This window comes from Bacteroidales bacterium (assembly GCA_035299085.1).
GTDB lineage: Bacteria > Bacteroidota > Bacteroidia > Bacteroidales > UBA10428 > UBA5072.
This window is the reverse complement of record DATGXG010000041.1, coordinates 20,057-37,516: the sequence shown is the minus strand read 5'-3', so window position 1 is coordinate 37,516 and position 17,460 is coordinate 20,057. Positions and strand designations below refer to the sequence as shown.

Sequence of the window (17,460 nt, the reverse complement as noted above, 5' to 3'; positions counted from 1 at the left end):
ATTTATGCAAATCTATTCTATTTTATTTTTCAGTATGAGTTATTCTATTAACAACTTGCCTGTTGAAACAGTTATCTTATTCCGTATAGAATAGAAATAAATGCCGGGGGTAAGTTCCTTTTTAAAGTACAGAATTGAATTTCCCTTACTCAATTGCTCCTGCATTATAAGGTTTCCATCCATACTGTAAAGGAGGAACAGAGTTTCATCGGTCAATGAATGACCTTGAATCTCGATATGATCACTTGCAGGATTCGGGAAAACAGTTAATTTATCCTCAGAAGTTTCCGACACCGGGTCAATCACGCCTTTAATACGAAGTATATAAGTCTGCAAAACTGTTTTATGGCCGTCGGAAACGCCGATGGCAATGTTATTCAGATATTTGGCATTCGCCGGAGGGATCCCGGCTATTAACTTTGAGTTCGGATAAAACGTCATCCAGTCAGGTTTCACAGGTACCGAATAAGTGAGATTTTCCTGATCGGGATCAGTTGCCAGAAAGGCATATATATACTGCTTTGATACAATTGCACTGTCCATCGGTTCGGTAGTGAAAACAGGATCATCATTAACCGGGTTGACAATAATATGCAGGTAGAAAACCTGGCTGGCAGCATCCTGCGGATCCTGGAGATAAGATTCAATAAAGAGGTCTCCGTAATAATTGCTGTCAGGTGAAATTGTATTCTCATTTTCAATCGAATAATTCAATCCTGGTAACAACACGAGGCTCAAATTATCCACATTGTCATCCGGATCATTGATTGAAAGAATATGTAAATCGACTGTGTAATTGTTATCCTCGTTAATACTGATTTCAGGCTGGCTTATGAATGCAGGAGGATCATTAACCGCCGTTACATTGATCAGGGCATTAAATACAGGGCCTGTGTCAGTAGCGTCTTTAACTGAAACATTAACTGTAAGCTGGCCGTTGTAATTTAATTCGGGTGTTATCCTTGTACCGCTGAAAGTATAATGGTTTCCGGAGTTTATCACCAACTGGAATGTCGAAGGATCACTATCGGGATCCGAAATTGTAAAATCAGATAATTTAAGGGTTATGGGGGTGTCTTCAATAGTGGTCAGACTGGTTTGTGCTGTTATCACCGGCGGGTCATTAAAAGGGGTCACTGTAAAAACAACCGTGTCAAGATCATATTTTGCAGCGGCCAGATTATGGCCCCTGTCGGTCGCCTTAAAAATTACGGTTTGAGATCCATTCCAGTTGCCGTTTTTAGCCGAAACTGATAAAACACGGTTGGTAACGCTTATATTTAAATTACTTGTGCCAACCTGTGTATAGGTCCAGGTAATATACTGATCCGCATCTTCCACATCGCTTACATAATTATCCAGTGAAAGGGTACTGAAATTAGTGCCTTCACTTGCACTGAGGTTGGGAATATGAGCAATAACCGGTGCCTGGTTATAATTTTGCATGAATTTCTGGTACCACAGGTTTGCCATTTTGTTATACCCGGCTTCGCTGGGGTGCAGACCCTGGGGATCAGTGATGCACATATCCCCGGCAGAATATCCATAATTTATACCAGCTTCTTCCTCCAGGTTCACTATTACTATATTATCTCCATTGCTAATACGTTGCTGTGCCATATTTTTTATGGCAAGATTCCATTGATGGGTATAGTAATAATTATCCGGATATCCTCCCCCGATTAACATCCTTCGGTTAATAATCAGGGCCAGAAAAACCGGTACATTTTTTCCTGAGCGAATTTCATATTGGTCAATCTGGTCAAGAATGGCTGAAACACGCTGATTTATTATAGCATCCGGTTCTTTAATGCCATCTTCATGAGTGATATCGTTAGTACCCACATTGAGCAAAATGATATCCGGTTTAAAAACATCCAGGTAAGGTCTGTGATTCACTTCCCACTTACTCCAACGCTCATCCCAGCCATCAATAAGCATGCGCTCAAGATACTGGTCCCTGGTGCCGCTTATCCCGGCATTCTGGCAATCACTAAAATAGTAAAAGCCGGTTCTTTTTGAACCGACATAATCAATACTGTAACCAGCCTGTTCTAAAAGTTGTTTCAATTCATAACGGAAACCTTTTCTTTTTGCACTGTCCTGGACTGTTTCTGTTGAACCGTCTTTGTTTTCATCACCATCCATCCATCCTTCAATCATGGAATCGCCAAGTCCCATAATTTTAATTGTCTGTTGACCTGAACTATTTAGCGAAACCAGGAACATCAGAACTATCGCAGCAAGAGTTGAAAAAGAAACGTATTTCATCGAATCATCTTAAAGGTGATTACTGGTCAGTTAGGCAAATTTTAATTGGAAACCAGGATCCGGGTAATTTTTATCCGGATCCTGGTTGAAAGCAATTACCGCTATTCTATTATCGTAAAGCGGCCAAAATTGTTCAATGTGTTGTTATGAATTTTAAGGAAATACATTCCTGCTTTCAAACCCCTAAAATCAATTTTATATAAGGTTTGTCCCGAAGGAATTACATTTTGCAGAGCCAGGGAGCCTGAAAGCGAATATATTTCAACATAAGTATCTTCTTTTTGCATGTCAAGAGATACATTCATGTATTCACGGGCAGGAACCGGGTAAATCCTGATTCCGGCACTTTCAAGGTTTTGAACAGCATCCGGGCCATCAACGGCAATTACAAAATTCTGTTCTACGTCGTTGGTACCATCAGAAACCTTTAGAATAACCAGGTTATCACCTTTGTCACCTGCTGCAGGCGTACCCGTTAGCACGCCAGTCTCTGCTGAGAATTGCAGCCAGGCCGGCTTTTCAACTACTGAATATACCAGGCTGGCATTGTCAACGTCACTTGCTATAAAAATATAAGCATACAGAGTTCCTACATAGCCCGTAAGCGAAGGTGCTGAAGTCACCACCGGTGCATCGTTCACCGGGTTCACGGTAACAAGGGCATGAAATACGGCACTTTCACCTGTACCGTCTTTGGCAACCAGGTTTACGGAGAGTTCTCCGGAGTAATTAGCGGCCGGTGTAACCGTATTTCCAACTGAAGTATAGTTTGTACCTGATCTCACTTCAATAGATAGTTCATTCTGAGTATTATCTTCATCGGTTATGGTGAAACTTGATTTTGATAATGTAAAGGCAACATCCTCATTCGTTGACAAGGTTGATTGCGAAATGATAACCGGAAGATCGTTTACTGCAGATACCACAAGTGTATAGCTATGATGAATGGTTTCATGTCCGTCAGTGATGCTGATATCTACATCTCCGCTGCCGATATTGGCATCATCGGGGGTTCCTGAAAGAACAGCCGATTTATTGCCGGGAGTATAAGCGAAATTGAGCCATGATGGTTTTGAAACCACTGACATACCAATCACATCATTTACATCATTGTCCGTAACGGTTAAAGTATAGGAATACAGGGCATCTTCATTGGCGGTTGTCACTGCAACTGAAGAGACAACAGGAGGATCATTTACATTGGCAATTGCAATGGTGAATGACTGGTTAACCTGTACGTGATTATCAGTTACACGCAAAGTTACATTGTGGTTTCCAACCTGCGAGCTGTTCGGGGTACCTGAAAGGGTAGCCGTTTTCTGATGAGGTGTCCAGCTGAAGGTTAACCACGAAGGTTTGGTTATTGCGCTCAGGGTCAATGTATCCGTGGCATCATAATCGTCTACAGTGAAATGATACGTATATAATACATCTTCAGCGCCGTTTGTTACAGGATCAGAAGTAATAACAGGTGCGAAATTTCCTTCGGAGCAATGGCCAACCGGATTTCCGTTATTATAAAATGATGTGACCTCTGCCTGTGTAAGAGCTTTACTGAAAACTGCTGCTTCATCGATGCCACCAATGAAATGATATTCTTCGGAACTTCCTGAAGCCCGTTTTATATATCCAAGGTTCATTGGATTCGGCTGTACATCTGATTTGAATGAATAGGAATAGCTTATAATCTCACTGTCTTCCAATTCACCATCCACATAAAGCCTATTGGTGTTTGTTGAACCATCCCTTACTGCAACCAGGTGATGCCAGTTACCGTCAGTAAGCAATGAGGTACCAGTAAGAATGGACCCAGTGGACCCGAGATTCTTATGATTATCAAATAGTTCGAAATTTGCATACCCGGTTGGCGTAACCCCAAGCTGCCATTCGGATAATTCAATGCCGCCGTCTATATTGATACGTCCCAAAGCCACCATACCGGATGTTACTACATTGGCCGGTTTAACCCATACTTCCATGGAGAAACTGGATGCACCATCCCATTCAAATTCAGTGCTGTTATCAGGGATATCAATTCTTGTTCCTGAGCTAAAATTCTGTGCAGTTCCCACTTTCCCGGCTATGGGAGTAGGGGAGCCTGTTGATGTTGCATTGTGGTTTCCGTAATAATCGGCATAATTCGGACCATTGGCCTCATTCAGTTTTAACAGAAAAGTCAGGTTAGACGGACAGGCTGTTCCCTGGGCTATATTGATTCTGAAAGTCTGTGTGTCTGCAGGAGGATAACTATTAACCGCCCTTACTTTCACAAGGCCGTCAGCAGTTATGGAGGCGGGTGTCCATGAAATTACTCCTGATGCATCCATTGTCATACCGGCAGGAGCTTTTAAAAGGGAATAGGTTATGGGATTCTTGCCACCAGCGTGCACAGTGTAAGTATATGGCATGCCGACGGTAGCTGTAACTTTTGGATTACTTGAAAATACAGCATTGGGACCGTCACAAATGCCTATGCCCAAATGGGCATTATCATGTTGATCCAAAATTTCAGCTTCACTTAATGCCCGGTTATAGATGGCTATCTCATCCACGGATCCTTTGAAAAAGTAATGATATTCACCGCCAGATAACAGGTTGGCGATCTGGATCGGTTCACTGATTGCAAAATTACCGGTATGATCTACAGATATAGATTGATTTAAATGGCCGTCCACATACAGAATGTCCATATCCGTACTGTTATTTCTTACAAAGGCTACCTGATGCCATTCGCCATCAGCATAATCTTTGCCATCAGTTGTCTCCAATATCCCGTATTTTAAATCCGAATCATACAGGATAAAATTGATTTTACCGCTGCCATTAATTCCCGATGACCAATAAGCTGCAGTCGGATGCCAGTTACCCCGGCTGATTATAATATGATCATCGCCATTGTATGCTTTATCGTTTGTTTTAAACCAATAAACAAATGAAAAGCTGGACTGGGCAGCAAAGTTAAACGCACTATTGCTGGCAATAGTAGCTTTATCACCTTCGTAAGTACTTGTTGTATTAAAAACTCTTGCAGTGCCCACTATACCATATTCGTCGGCAACAATCTGGTTGTTTGATGTGGCGTTATGTCCTGCATAAGAATCAATATGGGTAAGCCCGGTTAATTCATTCATTTTCCAGTAGCCTATCAAACCGGTCGGACAGGTTTGGGCAAGAATGGTTCCTGAAAAAAGAGACAGTGCAAACAGCATTATTCCTGCGTAATGTAGAATTCTCTTATTCATAGTGTAATTATTTTGATGATTTGGTTATACAAAAAAACCAGGGGTTCTTTTACAAAGTACCCCTGGCCTTTATTCATGAATTATTTATTGATAAGGATCCGGCCAACCGCGTTCATCTCATTATTTCTGAGACGAAGCAGGTAAGTGCCATTCTCAATGCCTCCGAGATCAATTGTTGTATTAACCTGGTCTTTTGAGATAATTTGTTTTTTTACAATGCTTCCGTTTGTTGAAATGATTTCAGCATAGGTTTCCTGCTTCAGATTATCAAAACGGATATTCAGGAAATCGCGTGCCGGAACAGGATATACTTTTATTCCCTTAGCATCGAAACTGCTTACTCCTACAAGCGGGCCTCCTACCTTAAGAATGAAGCTCTGATCAGCTGACTTATCACCGTCAGAAACTCTTAGTATAACAAGAGATTGTCCAACATTGGCCTGCTGAGGTGTGCCAGTGAGAACTCCACTTGTTGCGGAAAAGCCAAGCCAATCCGGTTTTTGCACCACTGAATAGGTAAGGGTGGCATTGTCCACATCGGTTGCAGCCAACACGTAGGCATACAGATTACCCATATAAACACTGTCCTCGGGAACAGAAGTAATAACGGGCGCATCGTTTACAGGTGTGTAGGTAATATGCAGTTCAAAATTGGCGCTGGCAACGTCCAGATCATGAACATTTACATTTACAATGAGGTCGCCATTGAAATTTGCATCCGGTGTAACCACATCATTGATAAAAGTGTAATGCTGGCCGGCAAGAACCTCGAGGCTAAGATCGCTCGCCTGGTTATCTACGTCAGTTACAGTTAAATCATTCATGTCAAGAGTGACAACAGTTTCCTCATCAACCGTGATTTCAGCCTGGCCGGTGATAACCGGTGCATCATTGATTGCGTTTACTGTGAGAGTATAGGATTCCTGGATGGTGGCTGTTCCATCGGTTATGGTTATTGTTACGGTTCCGCCCTGGTCACCGTTTAATGGAGTTCCTGATAAAGTGGCCGTTTTTTGACCGGCAGTGTAACTGAAGTTAAGCCATGAGGGTTTCGTAACAACCGACATATTGATCACATCATTAACATCAGCGTCAGTGACGGTGAGAGTATAAGTGTATGCTGCGTCTTCATCTACTGATGTCGTCGGACTGGATGTAATAATCGGTTCGTCATTAACATTAGCCACAACCACATTGAAAGACTGGTCCTTTTGTACAGTTCCATCGGATACTCTTAATGTAACCGCGAATGTTCCAATGTTATTGTTACCCGGAGTTCCGCTTAAGACGGCATATTTATGTCCGGCCGTGAAGTTAAAGGTAAGCCAATCGGGTTTTGTAGGAGCACTTAAAACAATCACGTCATCGGCATCCACATCTTCCACTGTAAACTGGTATGAATAGGGTGTGCCCTGTGAAGCGGCTGTTTTGGCAACTGAAGTAATAGCCGGGGCATAATTTTTAACCGCACAATGTCCGGTAGGATCAGCCAGGTAGGCAGTAATTTCTGAAAGGGGCACTGCCCTGCTGTATATGGCTACTTCATCAATGCTTCCGTTAAAATGGTATTCATTCCCTGTATTAAACAGGTAACCAACGGTAACAGGTGCGGGATCATCAGCCATGAAGGAATGAGAATATGTATGTGATTGGGTTTTTTCAACTCCGTCCACGATAAGTTTGTTCATATTTGCAGCTCCGTCACGAACGGCAACAACATGGTGCCATGCACCATCGGCTATCGGATCATCACTTTGTATTTCAACCCAGTCAGTGGGATCGGAATTATCCCTTAAATGAAACATTACAAAACCGTTATCAGTTCCTACATACCAGCGGGCATAAGGATCGTTACGGCTACGTCCGATGGCAACCTGTGTTCCAAGGCTGCTTGTTTTTAACCACAGCTCGATTGTAAAGCTTGCATTGGCAGCCCATTCAAATTCAGGACCATTGTCCGGAATATCAACTTTTGTATTGTTGCTAAAAGACTGGGCATTGCCTATTTTACCGGGCACTGACGAAGGAGCAACAAGTGCCGTGGCATTATGCATGTTATAATGATCAAAGTAGGTAGGTCCGGAAGTTTCATCAAATTTGTTCAATGAAATCAAACCGGTCGGACAACCTTCAACCTGGCCAAGAAAGATCCTGAATTTCTGTGTATCGGCAGGAGCAACCTGACCGGTAGCTACGACTTTTACAAATCCGTCTGTGTTTATGCTTGAAGGAGTCCAGGATATAACACCTGTTGTCTGATTTATGGTCATGCCGCTTGGCTTCGTTGCCAGTGTGTAGGTTATTGAGGGCAATCCAGTTGCATTCACATCGTATGTATAGGCAGTTCCTACAGTAGCTTTATTGGGCGCAATGGATATAATTTTAGGGTTCCATCCGTCGCATACTCCGATACCATTAGTTCCTTTGCCATTATGATCGGTTACTTCAGCTGCTGTCAATGCCCGGTTATATATAATCACTTCATCAATTCCGCCTCTCATGAAATGTCTGGCCACACCGCCACGCATCATATAACCAACGGCTGTGTGTGCTGTTGAGGTGAAACTTCCTGAATAATCGTAGTTTGTAGAATAAGCAGTCTTATCAACATACAGGTAATTTTTATTGGCAGCATCATCCCTTACAGCTACTATATGATGCCAGCTGTTCCCCTCAATGGATCCGATGGATGAGATATAAGTGAAATTTGATAATCCCGAACCATTGGCATCCCGGAGTTCAAAATCCACTGCACCGGTGGTTTTACTAACCTGTATTGACCAGTATGTGCCCGGTACGTCATAATCTCCTCGACTGATAATAACATAGTCTCTTTGGCCTGGTGCCAGACTTGGTATTTTAACCCAGCATTCAATTGAAAAGCTTGAATTTGCCGGAAAGTTATAGGAAGAAGCAGAAGGAATGTCAACTGTATTTGAATCCACCCAGATCGCATTCCCAACAATTCCGGGAACACTTGAAAGGGCTGCATCACTTGCAGCATTGTTACTGCCATAAGCATCATCAAAAACAGCAGAGGAAGTCTCCTCAAATTTATGATATGAAACCATACCTGTTGGGCATGTTTGAGCAAATAAGCCGTTGACCAGGAATAGCAACAGCGTTAAAAATCCAAGTTTAGGGAGTAGATTTTTCATTTTCATGTGATTAGAATTTATTATTCTTATTATAACGACGGTATTTTCATTAGGTTACAAATAAAACGAATTACAATAACGGTTTAAATATACGGGAATAGGGAACAGGTGATCCGTTATTTTGATCAATGCCTGTTCCCTTATGACTAACCTGCTGGTTTTTGTGCTATGCGTTTTTTATGTAGGTTTTCGGGATGATTGACGTTTCAAATCCCGCGTCTGTGGCCTCTCCTCTCACTACTTTAAAGAATCTGTCCCTTATGGATGTAAGAAGCGGACCATCAGGATTTAAAGGCAAACCATCAATCGAATTGATCGTTACCAGTTCGGCCAGTGTACCGCAAATAGCCAGTTCATCGGCAATGATAAGTTCAGTGTGATCGATAGGCCTTCTTACGAAAGGAATTCCAAGTGTTTTAGCCAACGCCTCAATGAAATCGAGCGTGATGCTTTCAAGAGCTCCTTCTGATGCGGGCGGGGTGTATATAACACCATCCCTTACCATCAGCACACATGATCCTGTTGCTTCAGCAACTCTACCCTGGTTGTTCAGCAGGATCATATCGGAACAATTGCGCATCCGACCTTCCATTCTTGCCAACCGTCCCATCTGGTAGTTTGATGAGGTTTTGATCCTTGCCGGAAGGGCTGAATCAGTAGCCCTCTGCCATGTGCTCACACCCAGGTTAATGGATTCGGGAATTACCTTATCCTGGTGATAAGCGGTAAGAATCAGGTCGGCCTTTGTTCCTTCGCCCCAGTGTCCTTCTACAACATACAGGGTAGTACGGGCCCACATGTCCCTTTCCTTTGTCAGCAGTCTTCCGATCAGCTGGAAAACGGCATCCTGGTATTGTTCAAAGGTCCAGGGGCAGGGGATGTGAAGTAACCTGGCCGAACGAACCAGCCGGTTGTAATGCTTCCTTAAGAAAACAATACCGAAGTTTCCATTGATGTCCCAGTATCCCTTGATACCTTCAAAAACATTCAGACCCCGCGTTACCGCTTCGCAACCAACATGCAAAACGGCTTCATCCCAGGGAATGATCTTGCCGCCCATGTAGGCGTAATCAGGTCTTTGTAATTTTGTAGCCATTATAGTTTATATTTAAGTGTTGTTAAGTCTGTTTAATTAAGCCCTTACTTTTAAGCATTTCGGCTGCTTCAGCAATAAGGCTGGTTTTAAGTCCTGATAAAACCGCAATGTCTGTCAGGCTGTGTTCCCCGTCAGAATAATTCAGAACCCACAGAAAAGCCAGTTGCAGGGTCTTGCTGTCGTTCCTGCCCCCGATATTATCATACAAACCCCTTTTTCCAAGCTGAGGTTCTCCTTTTGGAAACTGGTTTATATACTTCCGGTCCGCTTCAATATTCAATACAACTTCTTTAAATACTTCAAGCGAATCCTGCAGCCCCTTTTCTGAAATCAGGTCAAAATTATCTGCCGATGTATGGTATTCAGGATATTCCCCGAAGGGAACCCTTGTAAGGTTTCCTACCGGCATGTTAAAGCCGGGTGAACAGAATTGCCTTTCATCATACCCGTAAGGAATGAAATCAATGATTTTAAAAGGTAATCCTTTGGAAGCAAGCACATGCTCAACGATGCGGTCGATTCGTGTATCACCCCTGCGCGATTTCTTATAGGTAAATACGCTGTCAATACCCAGCAATGAGGTAACAAGACCGTATTTTATTTTCTGAATTTTATCTTCATTTCGTGCCAGCCAGGTAATAGCTCCAATTGTACCTGGAATGAAAAGAAAACGGTATGAATAATACGGGTTGCTCTTCAGCACCCATTTTGCCAGTTCGGTACAAACCGCAATCCCCGAAAGATTATCATTGCACAGCGAGGGATGGCATGTGTGCGTTGAAATAAGCACTTCATCCTCCACCTGTCCTTTAATAAGCAGCTCGGCATACGTCAGGCTTCCCGGTTTCAGGTCACTGTCGATCACCACTTCATATGTGCCGTCTTTCAGCGTTTGAAGCTGATCCTGGCTGAGGCAAAAGCCCCAGTTAGGAGAGTAATATGAAGTTCGGTAGGGCACCAGTTCCGGTTTTTCAGGAATGCTGAACAAATGAGGCCTCAGCTCTGTCAGATTCATTTTGCTGTTTACAGGGGTACTGTAATTCAGCACATGAAGGTTGAGCTTCCTGAAATCAATAACCTTATTGCCCGAACTGTCCTTCAGGTAAGCATCCCGGATATTCCATTCATTCGGAATTTCCCAGTCGAGAACTTTCGTTCCGGTAGGCACCTCATGCAATACAACAGGTATCTGGTCTTTGATCAGTTTAAGGGTCTGTCGCAACCCGTCTCCCGTTATGCTTCTGCAAATCGGATATAATTCTTTTATAAAGTCTATCATATTTTTTTAAAACGGTCACCCTGAGCTGAGTCCGAGGGTGAGGCGGACCAGAGCATGAAATCAAAAAACATTCAGTTCAGGTATGAAAGTCACGAATTTGCCATCCCATTCCCTGATATATTTCAGTTGTTCACTGATTTCTTTCTTAAGGTTCCAGGGGAGAATGATGACATAATCCGGTTTGTATTCACGAATGCTGTCCAGTCCGCGAACCGGTATATGACTGGCCGGTAGCAGCAGGTTCTGTTTGTGCGGTGACGCATCAACTGCAAACTGTATAAGGTCGGTGCCTTTTATACCACAATAATTGAGAAGGGTATTCCCCTTTGCGGCAGCCCCGTAACCGATTACTTTTTTACCCTGCCGTTTGGCACCAATAAGGAATTCCCATACATGATACTTGATTTCATCAACGCGGGGCTGAAATCCATCATAGTATTTCATGGTCTTCATTCCGGCTTCCTCTTCCTTCTTCAGCATGAGGGCCACATTTTCCTCAACAGGCCTTTTTGAATCTTTATGTTTCGCAAAAATTCTCAGGGATCCGCCATGGGTAGGCAGTTCCTGCACGTCAAACATCTCAAGTCCCTGGCTTTCAAAGATCCGCTTTACAACGGTAAAGGACAGGTATGAAAAATGTTCATGATATATGGTATCAAACTGGCATTCCACAACAAGCCTGTAAAGATGCGGGAATTCAAAAGTAACCACACCTTCGGGTTTGAGGGCTGTTTTAACGCCTTTCACAAAGTCATTGATGTCGGGAACATGAGCCAGTACATTATTACCTAAAATCAGGTCGGCTTTAATATTCTGATCCACCAGTTTCTTTTGTGCAAAATCAGCGCCGAAGAAATCGATGATAGTCGGTATGCCCTTGCCAATGGCAACAGCAGCCGTATTGGCTGTCGGATCTACGCCAAGAACCGGAATGTTGTATTCCTTAAAGTACTGAAGCAAGTAGCCGTCATTGCTTGCAATTTCAACAACCTGTGAGTTGCTGTTGAAACCGAACCGCTCAACCATCATATCCGTGTACTTTTTGGCATGCGCCAGCCAGCTTGTGGAATAGGATGAAAAATAAGTGTACTCGCTGTTAAAGATGGAGTCTGCTTTTCTCATTTCATCAACCTGCACCAACAGACACTGATCACAGGTATATATTTTAAGAGGATAATATACTTCAGGCTCGTTTAGCTTTTCCGGTTTTAACATATCGTTTGACGGAGGGCAGTTCACGAGATCTACAAATACATTTTTCAGTTCATGTTTACAGTGTCTGCATTTCATAATGTGATTCCTTTAAAGGTATTATTCAATAGTGGATGATTCTTATCTTTTTCTGTGATAACCGATACGGATAATGGCCAGTTTATACCAATCGCCGGGTCGTTGTAACGGATTCCTGCTTCAAATCCGGGGGTATAAAACGCCGAATGATGGTATATCAGTTGAGTGTTATCCTCAAGAGTCTGAAAACCATGTGCAAATCCCTGAGGAATGTATAGCGAAAGCATGTTCCTTTCACTCAGTTCAACTGAAAAATACTGCAGGAAAGTAGGGGAGTCCTGACGCAGATCGATGATCACATCAAACACGCTTCCCCGTATGCAACGCAGCAGCTTTATTTCACTGAAAGGGGGCACCTGGTAGTGCATACCCCTGATTGTGCCTGTTTGCCGGGTGACCGACTGGTTGAACTGCACAAATTCTTTATCATGCCCGATTTCAGCGAATTCGTTTTTGCAGTATGTTCTCATGAACATGCCGCGTTCGTCTGAAATTGGATTCAGATCTATAATATAGGCTCCCTTTAAGGGAGTTTCAGTGAATCTCATTTGATGAGTTCCAGCTGGTTATTTACAATTTGCTGGTCAAGAAGTTCATTTACCACATAGAGCCTGATCAGCCTCGACTGCCTGTAATTCTTATCATTGAAATCAATTTTTTTAAGCCCGTCAACCAGGTCATTGATTGATTGTTCAAGGCTGTAAACCGGTGTAAAACCAGCGGCAAGTTTCTCAAACTTATCAAAGCTTACGCGGTACGATCTCTTATCGGGCTGGGCATCCTTGTTGATTGAGACCTGTGTTTCAGGCAATATTTTGTTGATGGCATAGGCAAGCTCCTTAACCTGGTAATTCCATACATTGCTTCCTGTATTGATTACAAGGTAATTTCCGCCGTTTGAGGCTTTTCTTTCAATGCCCCAGATGATGGCGCGGCCCATATCCCTTACATTGATCAACGGTCTCCAGGGAGTACCGTCACTCATAATGTTAATTTCTCCAGAGGAAATAGCACCTGCAACAAAGTCATTCAGCACCAGGTCGAGCCTCAGACGATCGCTCATACCACATGCCGTGGCAAAACGAAGGCAGGTAACCGTGAATTTGTCATCAGCAAGCGGCTGAAGATCCCTTTCTGCAAATACTTTGGAACGTGCATAGGCTGTAAGAGGATTTACAGAGGATTCTTCGGTACGGGCTGATTCTTCAGCAAATCCATAAACCGAGCAACTCGATGCAAAGATCATTTTCTTTACGCCTGCTTTTTTTGCCTTTTTTGCAATATCAATTACCGATTTATAATTTATATCGAGGGTGATCTCTTCAAACTTATTTCCAATAGGGTCATTTGAAATGGCTGCCAGCTGCACTACAGCATCAACTCCTTCGAGAAGCCATTCAGGAAACTTCCTTACGTCGCCATAATATTGATTATCGAGATAAATTTCAGGGGCAGCATTCCGGTTGGTGATATGTTTTGCAAAATACCCGATGTCAAAACCAATGAGCTGTGCGTCGGGATAATTTTTCCTGAGCAGTTTGACAAGTTCTGATCCTACATATCCGAGATTACCGGTAATTAATATTTTCATTTTTTATTGGATTTAATTTTTAATACTACGTTGTAAATTGCAAATGGTTGTGTTACCATATCTTCCATGGTGCTTTCCCCGAACTCCAAAGCTCTTCCAAAACGTTCTTGTCGCGTATGGTATCCATTGGCTGCCAGAATCCATTATGCCTGAAGGCAGAAAGTTTCCCTTCTTTGGCCAGCTTCTCAAGCGGCGTTTTTTCAAATACAGTGGAATCATCATCAATGTATTTGAAGATTTCAGGTTCCAGAACAAAGAAACCGCCGTTGATCCAGGCCGTATTCTCATCATTCTGTTTCTCCCTGAAGTTGCTCACCTTGGTCTGATCGCTTTTCAGTGAAATGGTTCCGAATCGTCCCGGTTCCTGCACTGCAGTGAGCGTGGCTATTGATTTTTCCTGTTTATGGAACTTAATTATCTCATCAATCTTCACATCACTCACTCCGTCACCATATGTCATACAGAAGGTCTCATTTCCTATATAGTCCTTAACCCGCTTTAAACGGCCACCCGTCATTGTATTCAAACCGGTGTCGGCAAGGGTTACTTTCCATTCTTCCGACTGGTTATTAAGAATCGACATGGTGTTGTATTTGAGATCAAAGGTTACATCAGACTGGTAAAGGAAATAGTTAGCAAAAAATTCCTTGATGATGTTTCCTTTATAACCTACGCAAATGACAAAGTCTTTTATGCCAAAATGCGCATAGATTTTCATTATATGCCAGAGGATTGGTTTTCCGCCAATTTCAACCATGGGCTTGGGCCTGATACCGCTTTCTTCGCTGATCCTTGTACCAAAGCCTCCTGCCAGTAAAACTGCCTTCATGTTGATTTATATTTAAGGTTAATTGTTATCCGGGTTGTCATTATGTGATTTCTTTTCACGGATCACTGCAAGCGATGAATCGCTGTACATCTCGTTCAGCATAAGGTTTAATGCCTTGTCAAGACCCTTCTTGTTCCAGTGTGTATCGGTTCCGTAATACAAGGTATCCCTGGCAGAAGAAAACTCCCTATAAAGGTTAATGTATCTCACACCGCGCTTGTCAAGCTCGGCATAGAGCAAGGGCAGGAAATTATTATACTGATCGTTATTGATCATTTTATGGTAAAGAGAATACTTGTTCGGTATAGGCATGAAAATGAGGTCGAGATTGTATTTTTCCTTCAGATTTTCCTGCAACCTGAAAATGTTGTCGGCAATGTTATTTAATTCCTGATCCGAATATTTATAATAAAATCCGCCCGGTTCATTGCAGAATTCCTTTTCATAGAACAGCCATGGATCTTTCTGCATTTTATATTTAGCGGTCATGGGAGATATGTACCCGAACCAGTCAAAACGCAGTGTGACTATTGCAGAATATATGTTGTGAATAAAGTGCCCCCTTTTTAAAAGCAAAGAATAGAGCTGTTCCGAATTAGGTTTGAAGATAAAAGCATGGATCTCGTTGTAAAGACTTTTTTTGAATTCATTCCGGCGGCAACTGATATCGTATGTACTGGTGAATTTTATAGGAATATTTCTTTCAACCGTTTCAAATATTACGATTTTGGGCTTATCCAGAAGCGGATATGATGCCTGGTTTAATACACAGAAAGGATTCGACAGCACCGGATCCTGGGTTACGAAGGAATAAACTTTTTGGTTCAATGTATCCGAAAGTCTTTCAGGAAATGTTTTCTGAAAAGAAAAATCAAAAAAACTATCACCAAAGGTCAGTATATCGGCATCGTTTACTGCAGGATTTTTTTCAGAAAGCCTGTATTTTCTGATCCGTTTCGGTAAATCAACTTTGAAATGGTTTATGTTGTTAGAATAATACAAATCGCCGTATGTTTCAAAATCTTTTGTTTCCCGGTCCATCTTATCGCTTAAGAGAGCATTCATCAATGGAAAGTTGCGGATCGCGATAAATGCAATAAGGCAAATAAAACCTGTGATGTAAACTAATATCCGTAAATTTTTTTCCTTCATATTCTCACTGGCTTAGAATTGAAAATAGATAAAGTCAGCTGATTTCCATATCCCGAATATCATAAGTGCGAGAACTGAAACACCGTAAACAGTCCAGCGGACAGCCGAGGGCGAAAGCCTTAATTTTTCCGAGATCTTTATTTTTTCCTCAAGAACATCAAGCAGCATAAGCAGAATGATTAGAAGGACACCCATGACCATGTCGGCGCGGAATTCAAAAAGATTCAGGTTCTGAAAGGTCCGTACACTGAAAATATGGGTCACAATATACATGGCATCATCAAGCGAGCGGGCACGGAAGAAAATCCAGGCAAAGGAAGCAAGCATGAATGTGATAGCAATTTGAATAGTCTTATGAATACCGGGAATTTTATTCATTCCGATTAACGTGTTGAACCGGTCACGTGCAGGCTGGGTCAATTTGCCGAAAATCTGGTAAAACCCATGGAGTGCACCCCAAATGACAAATGTCCAGTTTGCTCCGTGCCACAATCCGCTCACTACGAAAACAATAAAGGTGTTCAGGTAGGCTCTTGGAATGGCAACACGGTTTCCTCCTAAAGGAAAATAAAGATAATCACGGAACCATGTTGACAGTGATATATGCCACCTGTGCCAGAATTCACGGATACTTGATGAAAGATAGGGCCGGTTGAAGTTTTGCATAAGCCTTATTCCAAAAATCCGTGATGTGCCAATTGCAATGGATGAATAACCCGAGAAATCACAATAAATCTGGAAGGAGAAAAATATAGTGGCCATCAGCAACTGTGCCCCCCCATACTGGTGGGGATCTCCGTAAACCACATTTACATATTCCGAGATCCTGTCGGCAATAACCACTTTTTTGAAAAGTCCCCAAACAATATGTTTGAGTCCTTCAGCGAAATTTTCAAAACTGAGGAACTTCTCCTCATGAAACTGGTGAAGCATATTTTGAGGCCTTTCAATAGGCCCTGCCACCAATTGTGGAAAGTACATAACATACAGGGCATATATGCCAAAATTGCGCTCGGCCTTCTGGTTTCCCCTGTACACCTCGATGGTATAACTCATGGCCTGGAACGTATGGAACGAAAGTCCGATAGGCAACAGAATAGATAAAAATGGTATGGGATTCTGAACTGAGAAACCTTTCAAAAGCACTGTAAGATTCTCATTCAGAAAATTATAGTATTTAAAAATAGCCAGAACGCCTGTGTTGGCTATAATGCTGGCAATAAGCAGAAGTCTTCGTTTCCTCCCTTTAGCATCTTCAAGCCAAATTCCGGCAAAATAATCCACGACGATTGTAAAGCCGAGGATCAGGATGTAAATCGGGACAAATACCATATAAAAGTAACAGCTCGCTATCAGAAGGAGCGCCCAGCGGTTTTTATGGGGAAGCGCATAATAAAGCGCAACAACAATAGGAAAGAAGATTAGGAATTCGAGCGAATTAAATAGCATTTTTGATAATGACTTTTAACAATTTTATCTATATACATTTAATCGCTGGCAAAGGTTGTTTTTTTTTAAAATTATTACAGGGTAATTTTTACCAAGGGGGTTA

General features: G+C 42.3%; 11 protein-coding genes. All 11 read right to left on the bottom strand.

The features are described from left to right. Positions 1-39 precede the first annotated feature (39 nt). Positions 40-2,271 (bottom strand): Ig-like domain-containing protein, encoded by a 2,232-nt coding sequence (locus tag VK179_13345; GenBank protein HLO59726.1) that lies wholly within the window; start codon positions 2,269-2,271, stop codon positions 40-42. A 101-nt stretch (positions 2,272-2,372) separates the two neighbouring features. Further along, the gene (locus VK179_13340) at positions 2,373-5,513 is read right to left on the bottom strand and encodes a LamG-like jellyroll fold domain-containing protein (protein HLO59725.1); all 3,141 of its coding nucleotides are present in this window, start codon (positions 5,511-5,513) and stop codon (positions 2,373-2,375) included. A gap of 80 nt (positions 5,514-5,593) precedes the next feature. Further along, positions 5,594-8,671, bottom strand: a complete 3,078-nt coding sequence (locus tag VK179_13335) for a LamG-like jellyroll fold domain-containing protein (GenBank protein HLO59724.1) — start codon at positions 8,669-8,671, stop codon at positions 5,594-5,596. Between the two features lie 166 nt (positions 8,672-8,837). Continuing rightward, a complete protein-coding gene (locus VK179_13330; protein HLO59723.1) occupies positions 8,838-9,767 on the bottom strand; it encodes an aminotransferase class IV in 930 nt (309 codons plus the stop codon). Positions 9,768-9,789: 22 nt separating this feature from the next. Continuing rightward, complete coding sequence (locus tag VK179_13325; GenBank protein HLO59722.1) at positions 9,790-11,046, bottom strand: DUF4910 domain-containing protein; 1,257 nt, start codon at positions 11,044-11,046, stop codon at positions 9,790-9,792. 60 nt (positions 11,047-11,106) lie between these two features. Then, entirely contained in the window at positions 11,107-12,336 is a 1,230-nt protein-coding gene (locus VK179_13320) for a class I SAM-dependent methyltransferase (protein ID HLO59721.1), read from the bottom strand. Further along, positions 12,333-12,884: a dTDP-4-dehydrorhamnose 3,5-epimerase gene (gene rfbC, locus VK179_13315; protein ID HLO59720.1), complete on the bottom strand. Its 552-nt coding sequence runs from the start codon at positions 12,882-12,884 to the stop codon at positions 12,333-12,335. Before rfbC ends, VK179_13320 begins: the two co-directional genes overlap by 4 nt. Further along, positions 12,881-13,927, bottom strand: a complete 1,047-nt coding sequence (locus VK179_13310; protein ID HLO59719.1) for an NAD(P)-dependent oxidoreductase — start codon at positions 13,925-13,927, stop codon at positions 12,881-12,883. The genes rfbC and VK179_13310 overlap by 4 nt, the downstream gene beginning before the upstream one ends. Positions 13,928-13,979: 52 nt before the next feature. Further along, on the bottom strand, positions 13,980-14,756 hold the full coding sequence (rfbF, locus tag VK179_13305) for a glucose-1-phosphate cytidylyltransferase (protein ID HLO59718.1): 777 nt from the start codon (positions 14,754-14,756) through the stop codon (positions 13,980-13,982). Between the two features lie 18 nt (positions 14,757-14,774). Next, the gene (locus VK179_13300; protein ID HLO59717.1) at positions 14,775-15,908 is read right to left on the bottom strand and encodes a hypothetical protein; all 1,134 of its coding nucleotides are present in this window, start codon (positions 15,906-15,908) and stop codon (positions 14,775-14,777) included. A gap of 12 nt (positions 15,909-15,920) precedes the next feature. Continuing rightward, positions 15,921-17,357, bottom strand: a complete 1,437-nt coding sequence (locus tag VK179_13295; protein ID HLO59716.1) for an MBOAT family O-acyltransferase — start codon at positions 17,355-17,357, stop codon at positions 15,921-15,923. Positions 17,358-17,460 lie beyond the last annotated feature (103 nt).

Excerpts from the sequence above, each read along its gene's own strand:
- VK179_13300 (HLO59717.1), bottom strand. The coding sequence starts at position 15,908 with ATGAAGGAAAAAAATTTACGGATATTAGTTTACATCACAGGTTTTATT.
- VK179_13340 (HLO59725.1), bottom strand. The coding sequence starts at position 5,513 with ATGAATAAGAGAATTCTACATTACGCAGGAATAATGCTGTTTGCACTG.
- VK179_13345 (HLO59726.1), bottom strand. The coding sequence starts at position 2,271 with ATGAAATACGTTTCTTTTTCAACTCTTGCTGCGATAGTTCTGATGTTC.
- rfbF (HLO59718.1), bottom strand. The coding sequence starts at position 14,756 with ATGAAGGCAGTTTTACTGGCAGGAGGCTTTGGTACAAGGATCAGCGAA.
- VK179_13335 (HLO59724.1), bottom strand. The coding sequence starts at position 8,671 with ATGAAAAATCTACTCCCTAAACTTGGATTTTTAACGCTGTTGCTATTC.
- VK179_13295 (HLO59716.1), bottom strand. The coding sequence starts at position 17,357 with ATGCTATTTAATTCGCTCGAATTCCTAATCTTCTTTCCTATTGTTGTT.
- VK179_13330 (HLO59723.1), bottom strand. The coding sequence starts at position 9,767 with ATGGCTACAAAATTACAAAGACCTGATTACGCCTACATGGGCGGCAAG.
- VK179_13325 (HLO59722.1), bottom strand. The coding sequence starts at position 11,046 with ATGATAGACTTTATAAAAGAATTATATCCGATTTGCAGAAGCATAACG.
- rfbC (HLO59720.1), bottom strand. The coding sequence starts at position 12,884 with ATGAGATTCACTGAAACTCCCTTAAAGGGAGCCTATATTATAGATCTG.
- VK179_13320 (HLO59721.1), bottom strand. The coding sequence starts at position 12,336 with ATGAAATGCAGACACTGTAAACATGAACTGAAAAATGTATTTGTAGAT.
- VK179_13310 (HLO59719.1), bottom strand. The coding sequence starts at position 13,927 with ATGAAAATATTAATTACCGGTAATCTCGGATATGTAGGATCAGAACTT.